Here is a 17,924-nt window from a genome sequence, read left to right as displayed (position 1 = left end):
ACATTTCAACCACAGATTGACACTCTTTTTGTAAGAGCTATAGGTTCATAAGCTTATGAGTGGGGAGCATGATTCAGTATCCTTGCATTCATACTTCTCCATTTAGGTTATTGGGACAGCAGTAATTAAAAAAACCAACAACAGGAGATTCAGGAATTCCAAAATAAAAGAGCTACAGCAAGCCTAAGAAGGACATGAAGAATATTTAGAACTGAAAAATATTCAAACTGAACTTGGATATTTATAGATATTGGCATATTCCTTTCGTTTTTTCATTGCCCAAAAAGAAACAAAAATAATGCTTGGATTATTTTTACATCCTTAAAACTCCTTTCTGGTTGAGATGGCTGTCCGTTGCGCCTATGCGTTCCCCTCGTTGCACTCGTCGGATGCAAGCTCCATTTCAACTATTGTGGGGCTTGCTTGTATTCCTACAGATGTAAAAAGTAGACCCTAATTGGAATATAATATCAATGATACGTAAGGGTTGCATGATTGTAAATCCTGCAGCATGAAATAGTAGTCATTTTGTGACAATGGATAATTTGGTCTAAGTTTATAATGTAGTTAACAAACTCTTAAAAGTGACCGATGTAGTAAATTTTTCGAACACGTTTAAGGAACAATTTTATGAGGTTATTAAAACTGGGGATGATTATGAATCACGACCCTAACAGAAATAGGATTAAAGATTTGAATAAGGGAATCGTCGCAGCAAACAATAAGGCGGGCATTCAGTACAACCACTTAAACCTGCCAACTTCTGCAACTATCTTAAACAATGAAGGGGGTGGAAATGGACCTATTCCCATATATTTTAGACACCGCAAAATCGAGCTGACCAAGTCTTTAACGGGAAAAGCAACTCAATATGTAGGGAATTATGCTTATGAAACTGAAGATAGTCGTGTTGAAAAGACCGATCTACTGTAAGCGTATGTGTATCAGTACAAAAACAATAAGATAACGAGGAGTATTTCTCAGCGGAGGTTCAGCCCAACCTTTTCGAGAGTAGCAATATAAAACGCATTCCACTTATGAGAACAAACCACCACGATTATAGAAAACAGTCATATGTGTTAAGGAAATTAATAGAAAAACTCTTTTTACCAATGCGTGAGCAGTCTTATCTCAAACAAACATTCTACAAATCCTTTATCTGGTTCAAGCCAAGAATATTAGCAACGACAACAGCATTGACAGTAGTTCAGCACATAAATAAGTTTGTATTCTCAAGGAACATCCACGACATAAAAAATCAGCATTATCTGGAATACACAATGGGTTGTTCAAAATAAAAACAGGTCATTGCTATTTCCATTTATGTATTCTTATGAGCGGTAAAATTATTCTTAATATTTGGTTCATCCTGGTGTTTTATCAGGCTTTATCGCAAAATACGACTTCAATTGATGTAGTGGAAACCCAACTACAAAAGCTTCCATCAGATGAAGAAAGGATTGGTTTTTTATCTGATTTTTTAAAAAAGAGTGAAACCCTAAAGGATGAATCCTTTCGTCTTTTAGTATCTAAATATCAGTTGTTCGCCCTTGAAAATAAAGATTGGGATGAAGCCCTGGTTTTTACTAACCGTCTTGCGGCATACTACATCTATGAAAATATAGATCATGAAGCCGCTTTAAATGAATTGAAATCTTTTGAAAAGCATCTTTTGAAAACTAAAGATGTAAAAGAAAGGGCCAAGTTCTACATTTCTTATGCAGAAGCAGCAACGTATAAACAGGAATTTGAAAACTCCTTAAAAATCCTGGATCGCGCAATCGAATTTCTCGAAAAACAAAAAGATTCTTCCCTGTATGAATTTGGCTACGCCTATTTGAAAGCCGCTGAGAATAATTCGAGGCTCAATCACGTTGTAAAGAGCGTATCACTCTTTAGAAAGGCGGGCCAACTGTTTAAACATCAAAATGATACTTTATATTACCTTTGGACGCAAAACGGCCTGAGTTCTTTATTAAGTCAGAACAGTCTGTATGAGGAAGCTACTAAAGAACGGTCTATTATTTTTGATTTAGAAACTAAAATCAAAGAAAAGCAAATCGTGGCCATGGCTCATCTACAAGCATCTTTGGATGCGCGTAGGCTAGAAAATACAAAAGACGAGTTATACCACATTAACAAAGCGCTGGTAAATGATAATCCGGCAGCAGATATTAACGAGATTGTACGAATACTTGTTCTTGCCAATGCGGTCATAACATTCTCGGTAAATGAACAGCTTGATCGGGCAAATCAGCTTTTAGATACGCTCAGGCTTAAAATGTCAAACAGATCAAGCAGTACTTTTCTCAATGCCTACTATGTTATTGCGCAAAGCGAAAATAGTTTTGCCAGGGGGGATTGGGCAAATGCTGAACAATTAGCACGTTCCCTTATTGATAATGTCGAGAACTCCAGAGATTTAAGATTTATGCTAGAGCTGGAAGCACTGCTGGCTAAAATTAGCGAGGCTCAGGGCAATAGCATTCAGGCATTGCAGCATTACAAAAACTACATTCGGTTTAAGGACTCTTTAAATGTCAATGCTGCAAAAAAACGCTTTGCCTATGTTCAGGCAGAATTTCAATCTGAAAAGAAGGATCTGGAAATCCAACAGCAAAACCAGGCTATTGAATTGCTACAAGCTGAAAATAGAATCGCCAATCAGCGTTTTTTACTGGGAGGCATTATCGCTATCGGTTTATTTGTTAGTATTTATTTTTGGAGACAGCGTTTGTTCTCTATCCGGGAAGGCAAATTGCAAAAGAGATTTGCGCAGAACCTAATCCGCCATTTGGAAGATGAGCGTAAGCGTATCGCAAGAGAGTTACATGACAGTATTGGCCACAACTTATTACTTATTAAAAATAGTCTCCTGCTCAATGTGCAAAGTGCTCCGGCTCTCATAGACCAAAGCATTCAGGAAGTACAGTCCATGTCGCAAAGTTTACATCCTTTTCAGTTTGAAAAACTGGGCTTAATTACCTCTATTCGGTATACGGTCGAGAATTTTCAGAAGAATTCAACTATTTTTTATTCGGCAGATATACAAATCAAAAAACTTGAAATCGAAAAAGAAAAGGAGCTTTTCATTTACCGAATGTTACAGGAATGCCTAGCCAATGTTGAGAAACATTCTCAAGCGGTTGCCTGTCAAATTCAGGTGTTAGAAACAGCAACACAGTTTATATTTACAGTTAAAGATAACGGAAAAGGTTTTGAGGTCACACAAAAAACACAGGCTTTAAATAGTTTAGGGCTTAAAAACCTGAAGGAACGGGCACAATTGATTGGAGCCGATTTAAAAGTTGAATCTAAAATTGGTAAAGGCACGCTCGTTACTATAATTATACCCAAAAAGACCAACTAATGGCTATACGTGTTTTAGTCGCAGACGACCATCCCTTACTATTAAACGGTACGAAAAGTTTTCTTAATAAAAACGCATATGATGTAGTGGCTACTGCGGAGGATGGCAATGATGCCTTTTATAAAATCCTGAAGTTTAGACCGGACGTAGCTATACTGGACTTTGACATGCCCAAGCTAAACGGACTGGAAATCGCAAAAAAAATAAGACACGAAAAAATAGGCACCAAAGCCATTATATTGACTTTACATAAACAGGAAGCTATACTTCAGGAAGTAGGGGATAGTATTGCCGGCTACTTAACTAAAAACGTGGCTTTAGACGAACTGGAAGAATGCTTGCGGGAGGTTATAGCCGGAAGGGAATACATCAGTACAGACTTAAAGATGTCTATTCATTTTGATTACAAACAGCGTGCTGTAGATAAGCTTACCGCTACCGAATTAAAAATTTTAAAATATTTAGAGCAAACCTATACCAGTGCTCAGATAGCCGAAGAATTGTTTATATCCAAGCGCACCGTAGAAAAACACCGGAGCAACATAATTGATAAATTGAACCTAACTTCTTCCCCAAATGCTTTGATACTTTGGCTAAAACAACATCCTGATCTTTTTCTGAATACATAATAGTTTCAATAGCAGGGAAAATCGCTCGTCTTCTCAAAAAAAATTTAATAAACCATGATAGGCCTTATTGGGTTGTTAGGTTCTATGCATTTCCCGCTTCTTCCCTTTAATCGACCTATGTCGATTTTAAACCTGTACCCATAAAACTGTAAGTGCCTAATAACTTATACGTAGGGGTACGTATGGTTTACCCAAACAGTTCATTCTACTTTCGTGTTTAGGTGTATTAATCAACAAACAAAATCCAAATGAAATCAAAACTACTTCTTTTATTAGCGCTCTTTATGGGAGCTTTTACTTTTGCTCAAACTTCTGCAGAAGCCGCAGGAATTGCAGTACAGGGCATCGCACGGGACGACAACAACACTGCAAAATCCAATGAAACTGTGAACCTTAAGTTTACCATTTATTATCTGGATAGTAATAATCAGATGCAGGAAATTTATGTGGATAATGAATCACTTAGTACAGATAGTTTTGGGGTTTTTAGCCACGTGGTAGATCCCGGAGCAGTAAATAACGTAGTAATCGCAAACACTCAGGCTTATCTTAAAATTGAAGAAGGGCAAACGATTATTTCAGACGAACCTTTAAAGCACGTACCCTACGCGATTTCAGCAAATAATGGGGTTCCCACCGGTGCCATAATACCTTTTATGGGAACAACGGCTCCCTATGGATGGGTTCTTTGTGACGGCTCAAGCCTTACTGTTGTAACCGGTTCTCAAAAGCTTATTGATCTATTGGGTGTTAACAATGCTCCTGATCTAAGAGGTATGTTTTTACGGGGGGCAGGAAATAATAGATTTAACGCTGTTAATACAACACTTGGAGCAGTACAGGATGAGGCTTTTAAATCCCATTTACACAATATAGACCTCAAAACGACTATTAATGGTAATCATAACCATAATAATGGTGGTTATAATCAATTACTTTCAATTGATGGCCAGTATACTACGGGTGCTAGTGATAACACCCCCAATGAGCCAAATCTTGCAAGTTCAGCAACAATGTCAACAGCTGGGGATCATAATCATGATGTTAAGGGGAATTCTGGATTAACAGGTGATAATGAAACACGCCCCGTCAACTATGGGGTGAATTATATCATTAAACTTTAAGAGGATTTAGACATGAAAAAATTAGTCTATTTTACGGGCTTTTGGCTGCTCGTGACCTCCTCGTTATGGTCGCAGCGTGATGGCTCCAAGCCGGTTACAGTATCTCAGGCTGTGCAGAATCCTAACTATACCTTACAAGTGGGTATGCCCATTTTAGGTTTAAATCAGCGTATGACTGAAAGACCGGTAAGACCGGCCGATATACGATTTCCCTGGGGAGTTCTCTACCTTTTTGAAACCTTTTCTGATGACTCTTTCGATATTTCTAAAGGCTATTATGGGGATAAGGTTTTAATCAATTGGGAGATCAGGAACAACTTTGACCTGCTAAAAACTATAAAGATATACAGAAGGGTTTTTACGCCCGATGGATCACTTCCCTTTAATTTTGTGGCTAATATATCGCCAGCAGAAACGCAATATGAGGATCGTTATGTAGAAGGTGGTGTTTTATATGAGTACAAACTCTTCGCTGATGGTATTATTGACAGTGAGGTTAGCTATTCAAACTTTATTACGGGTGTAGGGTTTAGAAACCCCACCGCTGTGGTAACGGGTAACGTAAGTTTTGAAGGCGGTAATCCCGTTAAAGACGTTATTTTAAAAGCCAATCCTAACGGAAGTGCTAATACTTATGGTGCTGCCTTGCGGGTTCCTGCAGGTGGAGGCATAACCGTTGATGGTATCGACCGCCCCATTACAACCGCAGCTACCTACCAGGCTTGGTTAAGACCTGCTCAGTCTTACACCAGTGACGGTGAAATGAATACGCGTCTCTTCCGAATGGAAAGCTTTACCAATGCCATTAATATAGATACGCGATTTGATGCCGGTTCACGGGAATTGAGATTTACAATCGGTGGTTCCGTTTTTATATTGAACAATTATTTACCATCTGGTGAAATCAATTCACGAGGCGATGATGTGCTGATTCCTATTGAAAATTTCAACACAAAATTTACGCACGTTTCTGTGGTGCTGGAACATAATACAATACCAAAACTATTCATTAACGGGCGCCCGGTAACTTCTTCTTACGCTACATTGGCAAATGAAGCATTAGTGGATATCGAGCCGGGATACACAGCACCCTATTTCTCGGTTACTGAAGGCACAACTACTAACACGCTTGCCATTACGGCTGATACAGAATGGAACAAAGTCATAAGCGGTGGACTTCGCCCTTTAGATATGGACGAAATTCGCATTTGGAAAAAGGCCCTGACTGAAGCGGATATTCGCCGTGATTTCAGACGCTATATTAGCGGTAATGATTCTAACTTGATTTCTTACCTGCGAGCCAACGAAAATGCGGGTCAGTATGCCTATGACCTCTCCAGATCGGGCTTTGATTACAATAAAAACAACGGCGAACTTTACAACCTGAATACCGCTGATGCCAACAGGGTACAGTGGATAAGCGGTGCAGGAAACATTCCGGCATCAGACCAGCTGGGCGTATTGGGGGTGACCGATGCCAGTGGAAATTATGAGATTACTGCTGTTCCCTATTCCGGTACCGGCGAATCATTCAATATCACCCCGGTATTTGGTCAACATAAATTTAAACCGGCACAACAACTGGTATTTTTGGGAGAAGGCTCAGAGGTGGTCAATAAGATTGACTTTGTAGACATTTCGTCGTTCAACTTCAGTGGTAAAATTCTCTATGATACGCGTGGCGTATTTAAATCTTTTGTAGAAGTTAACGGAGGGGATTTCAAGGACCTTACTCCTGGAATTGATTATGTAGAAGGCCCCGGTATTCTTGACGAAGCTTATAATTATTACGAAAAAAGCGGTATCAAATACTCAAAAGGAGAATGGTGGCTTAATGATAAAGGCACGCCGAATGATGATACCGATGATTATCTGGAACGGTATGCCCGTGTGAGTCCTGAAGAGGTAAATATTTATATTGACAACCAGATTGTTGTCGATAGCAATGGTGCCCCGATAGTAACAGATGATGAAGGAAACTTTCAGGTTTCGGTACCCATCGGAAACCACTTTATAACGGTTAAAAAGAACGGTCATGAATTTGTTTATGGAGGTAGATTCCCGGCTGCTTCGGGTAGTACCCAAGAATTTTTTGAAGATGCCGTAGAGCAGGTTGTTTTTGTAGACACCACAAAAGTTACGCTCGTAGGGCGCGTTGTAGGTGGACCGGTAGAGTCTGAGCAACCCATAGGCTTTGGTGGATCTGGTCTTTATGAAGTAAGTACTACAGATAGTAATGGAAACGCCACCACCTTACAGGTAAGCTCCAAAAACAATATTGGAGTTGCTGAACTTACATTGGAATATGCCCCAACCGGAGCAAACCCTACCCCGTATACCCGTTTTAATTTTCAAACGAATGAGGAATCTGGTGAATATCGTGTAGATGTGCTGCCGCTTAATTACAGTATTGATCCTACTACTGGTTTACGCATTCCTTCAAATACGAGTATCAGTTTGATTCAGACAAAGGAAACGCTTAATCTTATGGATATTAAACCACAGGTTACTTCTGAATTTGCGGTTTCTGATACGGAAATCTTAACAAGTGATCCCTATCAATACACCAAAAGTTTTACCTATCGCTCCACACCGGTTTTAAGAGTGGTTAGTCAAAATTCTGATCAGGAAATACCTATCAACGAAACCGAAACAATAAGTACGGAAGGATTTGCATATCCCATCTATACGCAATTTCTGTGGTATGATATCGCGCTCAATACTTTTGAACGGTATACCAATTATGATGGGGGAAATAACATTGAGGATATAGTGCCCGTAATTGATGGAGAGCTCAAGGTAACAAACAACCTGGCGTTTACAGACACTGAAGAAATCACACGGGATCCTGATGATACAAGTATCATCAATTACAGATTTCGCGCCGGTATACCCGCAATAGCACCACCTTTTACAAAAACACTGGATATTAAGTACCGCATCAACGGGGTGGATTATCCTGCAGAAAATTACACCAATAAAGGTATTATTATGGGAGGTCAATCTGATGGAAGTCAAACCTTTATAACCGCAGGACCCGATATTCCCGATATTGTTTTACGTGACCCCCCGGGATCTAACAGCTATGCTTCTATTGAAGCGGGTCAAACTATAGAGATAACCAAAAGCAACGCCTTTACTTTTGGAGCTGGTGGTGGTGTGTCCGGAACGGCTCGAGGAGGGCTTAAAGTCGCTGCCGGTGGTGGTTTAGCCGGACCGGTGATTGAAACCGAGACTATTAATAATGCGTCTTTTGGTGCCTCGTATTCCTATTCTTCATTTGATGGCAGGAGCACCACCGTATCCTATACGTTCAATCAAACTATTTCCACAAGCGATGATCCTGAGTTCACGGGTGCAGATGGAGATTTATACATAGGCCAGAGTAAAAATTACGCCTATGGTGTATTTGACGATATACAAAGTTCTGCTGCACCTAGAGGCACCAACCCGTATCTTGAACTCACAAACTCAGAAGGTAAAAAAGCTTACATCAGTAAACAAAAAGCGGTGTTCTTTACTGAGGAACCTACCTCAACCTTCTTTCTGTATTCTCAAAAGTTTATACTAACCAGCCTAATCCCAGATTTGCAATTAATCATAAGCAATCTGGACAACGGTATCATTAAACCGGATGACCCGGGAGTCCAAACCCGTGGCTTTTATGAGCAGCAGATTAATCTCTGGAGAAAGGTAATTCGTGAAAATGAGCGTACCAAATATCTTGCATTAAATGACAGGGACCAACTTAGAATAACTGAAGACGAATATGCTGACGACATAGTAAAAAATCAATTTGAAGACAATATTTCATTTGACAGTGGTTTGGGCGAGATTTCACGAAGTTTAGAAAGTTTAATAATCAAAAGCAGAACACTATCATTTGAAAACGAAGTAAACGAAACAATTTCTACTCAATTAGGCTTTTTAATCAATTCCTTTGGTGCTGTGATAAATGTAAACGGGTTTTTGAAACAAAAAGACCAATTTGGAACAAGCAATTCTGATGCCAGTGCACTAAACATTAGTTATACCCTCAAGGACAATGACCCTGCCAATTTATTAAGCGTAGATGTTGTTAATACGTTTGACGGTAATGGTCCCATTTTTACAACCATTGGCGGTAGAACCTCATGTCCTTATGAAGGAGCTGAGTTGTCCAATTTCTACGACCATAGTGCTTACGATGCAGATGCAAGCGTTATACCTGAGTTAGAAGAAATTGACAAAGAGCAATTAAGCTACGCAACACAACGCACTGAAGATCCACGAATTAGTGTAGAAGTTGCCAGTGTCACGAATATCCCTGAAACACGTAAAGCCGAATTTAAGCTTTTGTTAGAAAACAGGGCTGATTTTACCAGTGACAATGCTGATTTCAACTATTTCGATTTAATTGTAGACAATACAACAAATCCTAATAATGCAATTTTTAATTTGGGCGCTAATGGTACTACCGTTTTTGTACCGCCGGGAGATCCTGTTGAATTTACACTAACTTTAGAAAAATCAGTTTCAGATGTTTACAACTATGAAAATATAAACATTTACCTGGCCTCAAGGTGTGATCCTGTAAATACCTTTGATAAGGTGGCCATTTCGGCTTCGTTTGTACCTTCCTGTTCATCGGTTAATGTAAGCGCACCACTCAATAACTGGACGTTTAACCGCGAGACGGCTTACAATCTGGATGGAACCACAAATCCGGTCAATATCAGCTTAAATGAGTTCAATACCGGTTTTAACAGTTTCCAAAAAATTGATCTGGAATACAGATCTGTAGGTTCACCTACCTGGACGCGCCTGCAAACCTATTACAGTACTCAGGCCTTTTATGACGATGCCGTAGCAAACAACGAAGATGAGATTAGCCTCATAACCGATGCTACGCTGACCTATCCGTTTGATATTGCCGGAATGAAACTGGCAGATGGAGGTTATGAAATACGAGCCCGAAGCACATGTACTAACGGTACCGAGTTTATATCAGACGTAGTAACGGGAAGGGTTGATCTCACAGCTCCACAGCGCTTTGGCACCCCTACTCCTACTGACGGAATTTTATCTGCAGGTGAAGATCTTAAAGTTCGCTTTAATGAAAACATCTTCTATAATTCGGCAGTTTCGGTAATTGAGATAAAAGGAAAGACCAATCAGTTACCCATCGATAACGCGGTTTCGGTATTATTTGCAGGAGCCAATAACACCATGACCATCGAAAAACCAATGATTCTGAATGAAGATTTTACGATGGAGTTTTGGATGAAAAATGCTACCAAGGCAACGACAGCCACAATTGTAAATCAGACTCAGGGTTTAAACATCAGTTTGAATAATGGTGAGATCAGTTTTACGCTTGGCGGAGTTACAGCCAGTGGGGCTATTGCCACAGATGGATTGTTCCATCATTATACCTTTACGTTTACGAAAGCAACGGGAGATCTTCAGATTTATGAGGAATCACGAGTACTTGACGCAGCTAACGGGGGTACCGCAATGCAAATCGCAAATGACAATCCTATTTTTATAGGTGGTAATACATTTATAGGCAACATACACAGCCTGCGTATCTGGAATAAAGATATTTCACTGGGAGATGCTTTTGCTACCATGTATAACTCCTTACAGGGAAATGAGGCCAACCTCATTGGCTATTATCCTATGAATGAAGGTCACGGAACCATAGCCAACGATCTGGCACGCTTCAAGCATGCAATCGTTACTGCAGACTGGGATATTAAACCTAAAGGCACCGCATACAAATTTGAGAATAGTCAATACCTTACTTTAGACAATGTCGATTTTGTTCAGTTAACCGAACAGATGGATGCGACCATTTCATTTTGGGTTAAGACCGAAAACGGAGAGGAAGCCACCCTTTTCTCTAATGGTAAAGGTGACGGTACTGATGTGGTTCAATCTAACGGCTTCTCAAACAAGTGGGCCATTAATATGAACGCTTCCGGTAACCTTTCTTTTGCTGCAGAAGGAAAAAACCTGCCACTTACCACGGCTTCGATTGCCGATAATAATTGGCACCATGTCACGCTTCTGTTAAACAGATTGGGTTCGTTACGCACCTATGTTGATGGCAAACAGGTTTCTTCAAACCCCATGACCGGCATTGGAGGCTTCTCCGGTAACCGAATCTGGCTGGGTGTTCGGGGAGCTAAAGACCTGGGTGGTTTTGAGACGTTTGACCGTCAGTTTACCGGTCAGATCGATGAATTCAGACTGTGGAATACCTTACGTAACGTAGAACAAATAACACGAGACAGTTATCACGAGGTAGATCCGGAGAGTATTGGTCTAATGCTATATGCCCGGATGAATGCCCCAGATCCGCTAAATGGAAATGGGCCGCAGTACTTCCACGCCTATAGTAATAATACGGTTATACCCAGTAACGCCAAACTCAGTGCAGGTAGGGTTACCTATACCGATGACACTCCGGCTCTTAAACCGGCACGTGACATCATCAGGTTTCAGGTCAACCGCGTAATCAATCAGGATGAAATGATTCTGGAACCCGTGGTTAACCGACTAGCTGAAATTGAAGGTCAGGTTTTGGATATTACAGTACACCGTATGTTTGACTCCGCTAACAATATGCAGCAATCTCCGGTAACCTGGACTGCCTTTATACAGCAAAATCCTGTAAGTTGGTATGCTGAAGGCTATAACGAGATTGTGAAGATTGTTAAAGAAAGTGGCGAAGCGCCCACCTTTAAAATTGTCCTCCTCAACAAAGGAGGAACTACACAGCCCTACTCGATTACTCAGGTACCGTCCTGGTTGAAACTATCAAGTACATCGGGAACTATTGCTCCTGCCAGCGAACTTGCAATTATCGCAACCATAGATGAAAAACTGACCACAGGTGAATACCTTGAGAATATAAGTTTGGAAACCGATTTCGGCTACTCTCAGAAAATTCAGGTTGACCTGCGTGTACTTGCTGAAGAGCCAGCCTGGACGGTTGACCCTTCTGCATTTGACTATACGATGAATGTCATAGCTCGTGTTCAGATAGACGGAGTGATTTCTGAAGATCCGTACGACCGTGTTGCTGCATTTGTAGGCGATGAAGTACGGGGTGTTGCAGAGCTGGTTTATGATGCCAATTATGCAGAATATTTCGCTTTCCTTACTGTTTATGGAACTAATGAGCTTACAGAAAATGTGCGCTTTAAGGCATGGGATGCCTCGACCGGCGAAATTCTTCAGGTTACTTTAAATAGTGAAAATTCAGTAGTTTTCGAAGTAAATGGTATTACCGGAAGCTTAAGTAATCCCGCCCTGTTTGAGAACACTGCTGTAATGGAACAGGTTTTACGTTTCAATACCGGCTGGACCTGGGTATCGCTCAGAGTAGACGATCCGCTCTTTGTAGATCTTAACACGCTGACCTCTCCCATGAATCTTTCAACCTCAGATCGAATTATGACGGTAAATCCAGCGCAATTGGAAACCTATTATAAAGATGGTTCCAATCCTGCAAACAGCGGCTGGAATGGAGATATCAGCAATGGCGGCGGACTTTCGACTGCCAGAATGTATAAGTTTAATCTGGCTCAGGGACAACAGCTTAGAATTGAAGGTGAAGAAGTTGATCTCTCACAATTTACGTTAAACTTAAATACAAACTGGAACTGGCTGCCCTATCCTATTGGTAAAAATGTTCTGGTACGTGAAGCACTGGCCACTTTTAGCCCTGTAGAGGGTGATGTGATCAAGTCTCAAAACCTCTTTGCGATTTACGATACGCGTAATGGCTGGAGCGGGACGCTTACTTATCTTGAAGCAGGTAAGGGATATATGCTTAAAGCAGCCACTGCACAGCAATTTAGCTACCCTGCAATCTTCAATAAGTCGAAGTCGAAGTCGGCCAAAGGAATTCAAACAGAGCAACCCAATGTTTTACCTGAGTTTACCGGCTTTGGTGAGACCATGAATGCCGTTGTTAGACTTCCGCAAGGCTATGACCAATTGCTTGTATTGAATACCGAGGGTGTTTTAAAAGGAGTAGCCAAAAACCAGCGTGTAGGTGATGAGGATCTCAGCTTTATCACCATTTACGGGGATCAACCTGAAAATCTGGTTTTCCACATTGCAGATGCGATGAATTCAAAAGCCACTTCAAAAAGCTTTGAGTTTAAATCAAATGCGGTGATGGGCACGGTTAAAAACCCTGTAATCCTCGAGGATAAGCAAGCTGCTGAAGATGCTCTTGCCCTATTCCCCAACCCGTTCTCAGATAGGCTACAAGTGCGATTTAATTTTAGTAAAGCACAAACGCTTTCCATTAAATTATTCTCGCTTAGTGGGCAGGTCATACTGGATGAAAAGGTTGAAACTGATACTGGCTCAGGCGATTACAGCATATCACCACAGCTTAGCGCAGGAACCTATTTCCTGAGTATTAAACACGCAGATGGTGTACTAACCAAAAAAGTGATTAAACAATAACCCTATAGTTTCCCCCCGCAATGATACCGGGGGGAGATTAAACAATAACCACAATGAAATCAAAATTATATATATTCGGTTTGTTGCTTTTTTTAAGCGCATACAGTTGGAGCCAGGCTCCCAACTGGAATGTTGCCGAAAGTAACTTTGAACACAGCATGTCTCTGGTTTCGTTTTTGAATGTAAACGGAAAAACCCTGGGCAATCCCAATGATATGATTGCTGCTTTTGTAAACGGTGAGTGTCGTGGTGTTTCAAAATTGACCTATGTAAGTGCTCAGGGAGCATATTATGCTTACCTATCTATTTTCTCTAATTCAAATGGTGAAACTTTAAATTTTAAGATCTACGATTCGGAAGCAGATACCGTAACAGACCTTACCCAAACCATGGTTTTTAAAATCAATCAGCACACAGGTGATTTGTTTCAGCCCTATAGTTTTGCTCAGCCTGCACTTAATAAAAATGCAGCCATTACCGATTTGAATTTAATGGGTATAGAGAAGAAAGACTTGATTATTGGTGAAAACACAGTGGTACTAAAAGTAGCGTCTTCCACAGATTTAAGTGCTCAAAATGTCGTTTTTCAACTGAGTACAAATGCTGATGCTTTTGTTGGGACTACTCCCGTGATTTCGGGTAGTAATTCGATGAATCTCACGAATGATGTAACGCTAAGCGTGCGTTCTGAAGATCGCTCGGTCGTAAAAGACTGGAAAGTTTCGGTACAAAAAGTTTCTGACATTCAGATTTACAAGAAGGACGCCGTATGTTATGCCCCTGGTGCAATCAAGGTTACAAGCTCTGGTACAAATGAGAGCTTTAATCTAAGTTTAGCCGGAAATGTGATTCAGACCAAAACCAGTAATGGGGAGTCCATTATTTTTGAAAATCTGGCGACAGGAACCTATACCATAAGTACATCCGGTTTTAGTAAAAGTGTAACCATAATCCAAAAACAATAGTTATGAAAAGCTTTAAATTAATCCTCACGCTAGGTCTGCTTTTGGGTCTTATGGCTTGTGAAAAAGATGATAACCCTACTGTTCTTGAATTCAATTCACTAGACTTTGTTGCTCGTGATGGCAGTGCTCTGGGTAGCAATCCCTGTTTTGACCCTTCAAAACAATATGCCGTGCGTATAGAAGCGACTGCTTCAGGTAACGGAGAAGTAGAGCCTGAAGTTCTCGATTTAACCATAAACGGTGTTCAGTACAGTCTTACTTTTAAACAACGCGGGGTACAAACGATCCCAATTCAACTTATATCTGGTGAAAACGTTGCACAAATAAGCGGTACTTCGCAAAGTGCCCGTGTTTATGTTGTGATGCAGGGTGACTTTGAACTTGTAGAATAATCCCGCTTACATTAAACTGAAAATCCCCGAAGTTTAATGCTTCGGGGATTTTAGTTTTATTAATAGGTATAAAGCTTTGCATAGTAGTAATTCACCAGGTCTTCGCCGGAAAAACGGGCTGCTAGGCTTTCTTACGCATCTTCTTGCAGGTGGTTTTATCTTCGTTAAATACGCTTAAACACCTGTCAAATGCAGTTACCATCTTGTTTATCGTTTCGTTGATGCTTTCGCCCTTAAAAGCAAAACCAGCTACACCGTCCTGAACGGTATTAGACGGGTACAATGAACGCATAGTGATGATTTAAAAGCTGATTGGAGCTACTTAACTGCCCTGAAAAAGCAGAATGATCCCACACTGAGCCCACAGTAAACCCACACTGCAACCACACTTTGCCACATTTTTCGTGGGTTAGTATTGGTTTATAATGTGATGAACTATGAATTATATAGGTGTATCCGGATCTTTGAATGGTCTTTCTGAGCCGGACTATAGGACAGTACGTTATTTGAGCCGACTTACCAAAGACTCAATCACCTATAATTTAGAAGGATAGGGCTCTAACAGGATTTAGGTAATAATGGGTATAGCTATTTTAGGACGGGTCAGGATAAAAAGATAGAGCCAAGATGTTGTTTAAATGTTTTTTTACAGAAAAAGTAAAACTAAATCAGGAAACGGGTGCTGTGCAGGATGTTGAACTACCGGTTTAAAGTTGATTAAAAAGTTTCCTGAAGAAACGCAACCTTGAAGTCAGCAGGATCAGGCGAACGCAATCCTTTTTCGGGATTGCGTTCAAGATTTTGAAATGAACCTCTTTTCCTATAATGGAGCCTTTTGCGGAATGGAGGGAAATGGGGTTTATTTAAATTATCCGTATATAGATTTCTGTAAAATGAAGGCTATGGATAATTGTATTTTTAGGGTTCACTAATATACCCTAACGTATGAAACAGTTTTTCGTTCTGTTTGTTGCCTTCTACTCATTTTCCCTAAGTGCTCAAAAAGAACTCACCCTTGTTTCCTGGAATATTCGGGATTTTGGAAAGACCAAAAGCGCCGAAGAACTGGATCAAATTGCAGAAATTGTACGAGCCGCCGATATACTCGCCATTCAGGAGGTGGTTGCAGGTTACGGGGGAGCACAGGCTGTCGCCAGACTGGCAGCTATTTTAAACCGTAAGGGCTCTAAATGGGATTACGTCATAAGCGATCCTACCCATAGTTCAAAATACGTGACCGAGCGTTATGCGTTTATCTGGAAAACCGCGAATATCAAAATAAAAAACAGAGGTGCGTTAATCGCCGCTTTGGATTCTAAAGTAGAGCGCGAACCCTTTGCAATTAACTTTTATCTGGATCAAAAGGTTTTACAAATCGTAAACTTTCATTCCAGGCCTTACAATCAAAATCCACAGGCTGAGATAAAAGCCATATCTAAACACATCGTCAATACTATGAATGGGTCCGTGATTTTTGCCGGAGATTTCAATGTCACCAATGAAGACCCGGTATTTAATGAACTAAAAAGTAATGGCTTTACTCCCGCTTTGGTCAACCAAAAGACCACACTTAAAAAAACCTGTACCGGTGTGGACTATCTTAATTATGCGATTGACAATATTTTCTATTCTAAGGATCTAAAATATCTGAAAAGCGGAGTGCTCGACTTTATATTTACCTGTGATCAACTGGAAAAGGCGCGCGAACTTTCAGACCACTTACCGATTTTTTTCAGGTTTAGCCTGAATTGAATTCTTCTGTAAAATGAAAATGTAAGCTTTTCTTCTAGAGTAGAAACCCTAATGAACCATCCCATCACAAAAGGTATTACTCATAATTAGTTGCGGTTTCTAAAAGCTGTTCTTCATATTGGTATATATCTTCAAGAGATTCCAGGGCATGACGATGTTCATTTTTCTTTGCATCGAATATTCCCAAATATTTTGTACTTCCATTAAAATGTAGTCGGCATAGCGGTTTACGATTGTTATCATCAAGTAAAATTCCGAAATAAGACTGAGTGTCCCGATGAACGATTCGGCTTACATCCAGCTTACGACGTAAAATAGCCACCACAATTCGGTATCCTTCCATTTCCTCTTCTGTGGTAACTACTTTACTTATTTCCTGAGGTTCTGGCGTAACCTCGTGTTGCCCTTCAGCTTCTTTATTTAATGCGGCATTGAGACGATCATTCACCCGATCACTAATTGTCTGACTAAAAGCCTTCTCAACTAAACCGGTAAATTCAGTCATAACTTTTTCCGTTAACCTCCCACTATAAACCTCACTCGCGAAAAGTTTTACAAAATTGAAAGACGGAGTTTGTATTTCTCTCGAGATTAGCTTTCGTATTTCTTTTGTGTATTTTAAAGAGCTTGCGTTATCTACAATCTTATGTACATCAAAATTGGATTTATGAAATTTAGCTATCTCAGGAATCACATTTTCCTTTAGTCTGGTAATATCAAATTCCAGAAAAGGCTTTTCATCCATTTTATTTGGGTTCTCCAAATCAGTGTAAAAACGATATTCGATGCCATTGGTTAATAGTGCAAAACGGGTTTTAGAAACGTGAAAATAACGGAACAACTGAGAATTATGTGGATCCATTTTCTCTTTCCAGTTTTTACATTCTATAATTATAATGGGTTGTCCGTCCTGAAAAATCGCATAATCTACTTTTTCGCCCTTTTTCAGTCCAAGATCTGCTGTAAACTCGGGCACTACTTCTAAGGGATTGAAGGTATCATAGCCCAATAAATTAATAAAGGGTAAGACAAATGCATGTTTAGTAGACTCTTCTGTTTCGATTTGATCTTTCAGTCTATCTATCTTATCAGCGAGTGCCTTAAGTTGATTATTGAGTTCCATAAGCTAATATTGAATAAATAAAAATCAAACCTAAGGCTATTAAAAATCAATGCCTTACAGATATCTGTAAGGCATTGATTTTTTTAACTAAAATGATATT

10 protein-coding genes are annotated in these 17,924 nt (G+C 40.1%); 8 read left to right on the top strand and 2 right to left on the bottom strand.

What is annotated here, in order from left to right; translation table 11 throughout:
- The first annotated feature begins 630 nt into the window (after positions 1 to 630).
- The 7 genes from CJ305_RS08160 (at position 631) to CJ305_RS08130 (ending at position 14,949) form a co-directional block, all read left to right on the top strand.
- Positions 631 to 933, top strand: coding sequence for a hypothetical protein (locus tag CJ305_RS08160; RefSeq protein ID WP_143469363.1), 303 nt, complete (start codon positions 631 to 633; stop codon positions 931 to 933).
- Positions 934 to 1,333: 400 nt separating this feature from the next.
- On the top strand, positions 1,334 to 3,370 hold the full coding sequence (locus CJ305_RS08155) for a sensor histidine kinase (RefSeq protein WP_099645769.1): 2,037 nt from the start codon (positions 1,334 to 1,336) through the stop codon (positions 3,368 to 3,370).
- Positions 3,370 to 3,999: a response regulator transcription factor gene (locus CJ305_RS08150; protein ID WP_099645768.1), complete on the top strand. Its 630-nt coding sequence runs from the start codon at positions 3,370 to 3,372 to the stop codon at positions 3,997 to 3,999. The genes CJ305_RS08155 and CJ305_RS08150 overlap by 1 nt, the downstream gene beginning before the upstream one ends.
- 248 nt (positions 4,000 to 4,247) lie before the next feature.
- On the top strand, positions 4,248 to 5,123 hold the full coding sequence (locus CJ305_RS08145) for a phage tail protein (protein WP_099645767.1): 876 nt from the start codon (positions 4,248 to 4,250) through the stop codon (positions 5,121 to 5,123).
- Between the two features lie 12 nt (positions 5,124 to 5,135).
- Positions 5,136 to 13,592: a LamG-like jellyroll fold domain-containing protein gene (locus CJ305_RS08140; protein WP_099645766.1), complete on the top strand. Its 8,457-nt coding sequence runs from the start codon at positions 5,136 to 5,138 to the stop codon at positions 13,590 to 13,592.
- Positions 13,593 to 13,645: 53 nt separating this feature from the next.
- The gene (locus tag CJ305_RS08135) at positions 13,646 to 14,557 is read left to right on the top strand and encodes a hypothetical protein (RefSeq protein WP_099645765.1); all 912 of its coding nucleotides are present in this window, start codon (positions 13,646 to 13,648) and stop codon (positions 14,555 to 14,557) included.
- A 2-nt stretch (positions 14,558 to 14,559) separates the two neighbouring features.
- Positions 14,560 to 14,949, top strand: a complete 390-nt coding sequence (locus CJ305_RS08130) for a hypothetical protein (RefSeq protein ID WP_099645764.1) — start codon at positions 14,560 to 14,562, stop codon at positions 14,947 to 14,949.
- A 121-nt stretch (positions 14,950 to 15,070) separates the two neighbouring features.
- Here the strand turns inward: CJ305_RS08130 and CJ305_RS19465 are convergent, their stop codons facing one another.
- Positions 15,071 to 15,241 carry a hypothetical protein gene (locus CJ305_RS19465; RefSeq protein WP_189319409.1) on the bottom strand — a complete coding sequence of 57 codons (171 nt, stop codon included), beginning with the start codon at positions 15,239 to 15,241 and terminating at the stop codon, positions 15,071 to 15,073.
- Positions 15,242 to 15,894: 653 nt separating this feature from the next.
- On the opposite strand from CJ305_RS19465, the gene CJ305_RS08125 reads away from it, so the two are divergent.
- Positions 15,895 to 16,701 carry an endonuclease/exonuclease/phosphatase family protein gene (locus tag CJ305_RS08125; RefSeq protein WP_099645763.1) on the top strand — a complete coding sequence of 269 codons (807 nt, stop codon included), beginning with the start codon at positions 15,895 to 15,897 and terminating at the stop codon, positions 16,699 to 16,701.
- A 76-nt stretch (positions 16,702 to 16,777) separates the two neighbouring features.
- Here CJ305_RS08125 and CJ305_RS08120 read toward each other — a convergent pair whose 3' ends face one another.
- Positions 16,778 to 17,824: a type I restriction endonuclease gene (locus CJ305_RS08120; RefSeq protein ID WP_099645762.1), complete on the bottom strand. Its 1,047-nt coding sequence runs from the start codon at positions 17,822 to 17,824 to the stop codon at positions 16,778 to 16,780.
- Positions 17,825 to 17,924 lie beyond the last annotated feature (100 nt).

The sequence above is a fragment of the Leeuwenhoekiella nanhaiensis genome (assembly GCF_002744755.1).
Classification (GTDB): domain Bacteria; phylum Bacteroidota; class Bacteroidia; order Flavobacteriales; family Flavobacteriaceae; genus Leeuwenhoekiella; species Leeuwenhoekiella nanhaiensis.
Note: the sequence above shows the minus strand (reverse complement) of the source record. Positions and strands in the feature narration are given on the sequence as shown.

Excerpts from the sequence above, each read along its gene's own strand:
- CJ305_RS08160 (WP_143469363.1), top strand. The coding sequence starts at position 631 with ATGAGGTTATTAAAACTGGGGATGATTATGAATCACGACCCTAACAGA.
- CJ305_RS08155 (WP_099645769.1), top strand. The coding sequence starts at position 1,334 with ATGAGCGGTAAAATTATTCTTAATATTTGGTTCATCCTGGTGTTTTAT.
- CJ305_RS08150 (WP_099645768.1), top strand. The coding sequence starts at position 3,370 with ATGGCTATACGTGTTTTAGTCGCAGACGACCATCCCTTACTATTAAAC.
- CJ305_RS08145 (WP_099645767.1), top strand. The coding sequence starts at position 4,248 with ATGAAATCAAAACTACTTCTTTTATTAGCGCTCTTTATGGGAGCTTTT.
- CJ305_RS08140 (WP_099645766.1), top strand. The coding sequence starts at position 5,136 with ATGAAAAAATTAGTCTATTTTACGGGCTTTTGGCTGCTCGTGACCTCC.
- CJ305_RS08135 (WP_099645765.1), top strand. The coding sequence starts at position 13,646 with ATGAAATCAAAATTATATATATTCGGTTTGTTGCTTTTTTTAAGCGCA.
- CJ305_RS08130 (WP_099645764.1), top strand. The coding sequence starts at position 14,560 with ATGAAAAGCTTTAAATTAATCCTCACGCTAGGTCTGCTTTTGGGTCTT.
- CJ305_RS19465 (WP_189319409.1), bottom strand. The coding sequence starts at position 15,241 with ATGCGTTCATTGTACCCGTCTAATACCGTTCAGGACGGTGTAGCTGGT.
- CJ305_RS08125 (WP_099645763.1), top strand. The coding sequence starts at position 15,895 with ATGAAACAGTTTTTCGTTCTGTTTGTTGCCTTCTACTCATTTTCCCTA.
- CJ305_RS08120 (WP_099645762.1), bottom strand. The coding sequence starts at position 17,824 with ATGGAACTCAATAATCAACTTAAGGCACTCGCTGATAAGATAGATAGA.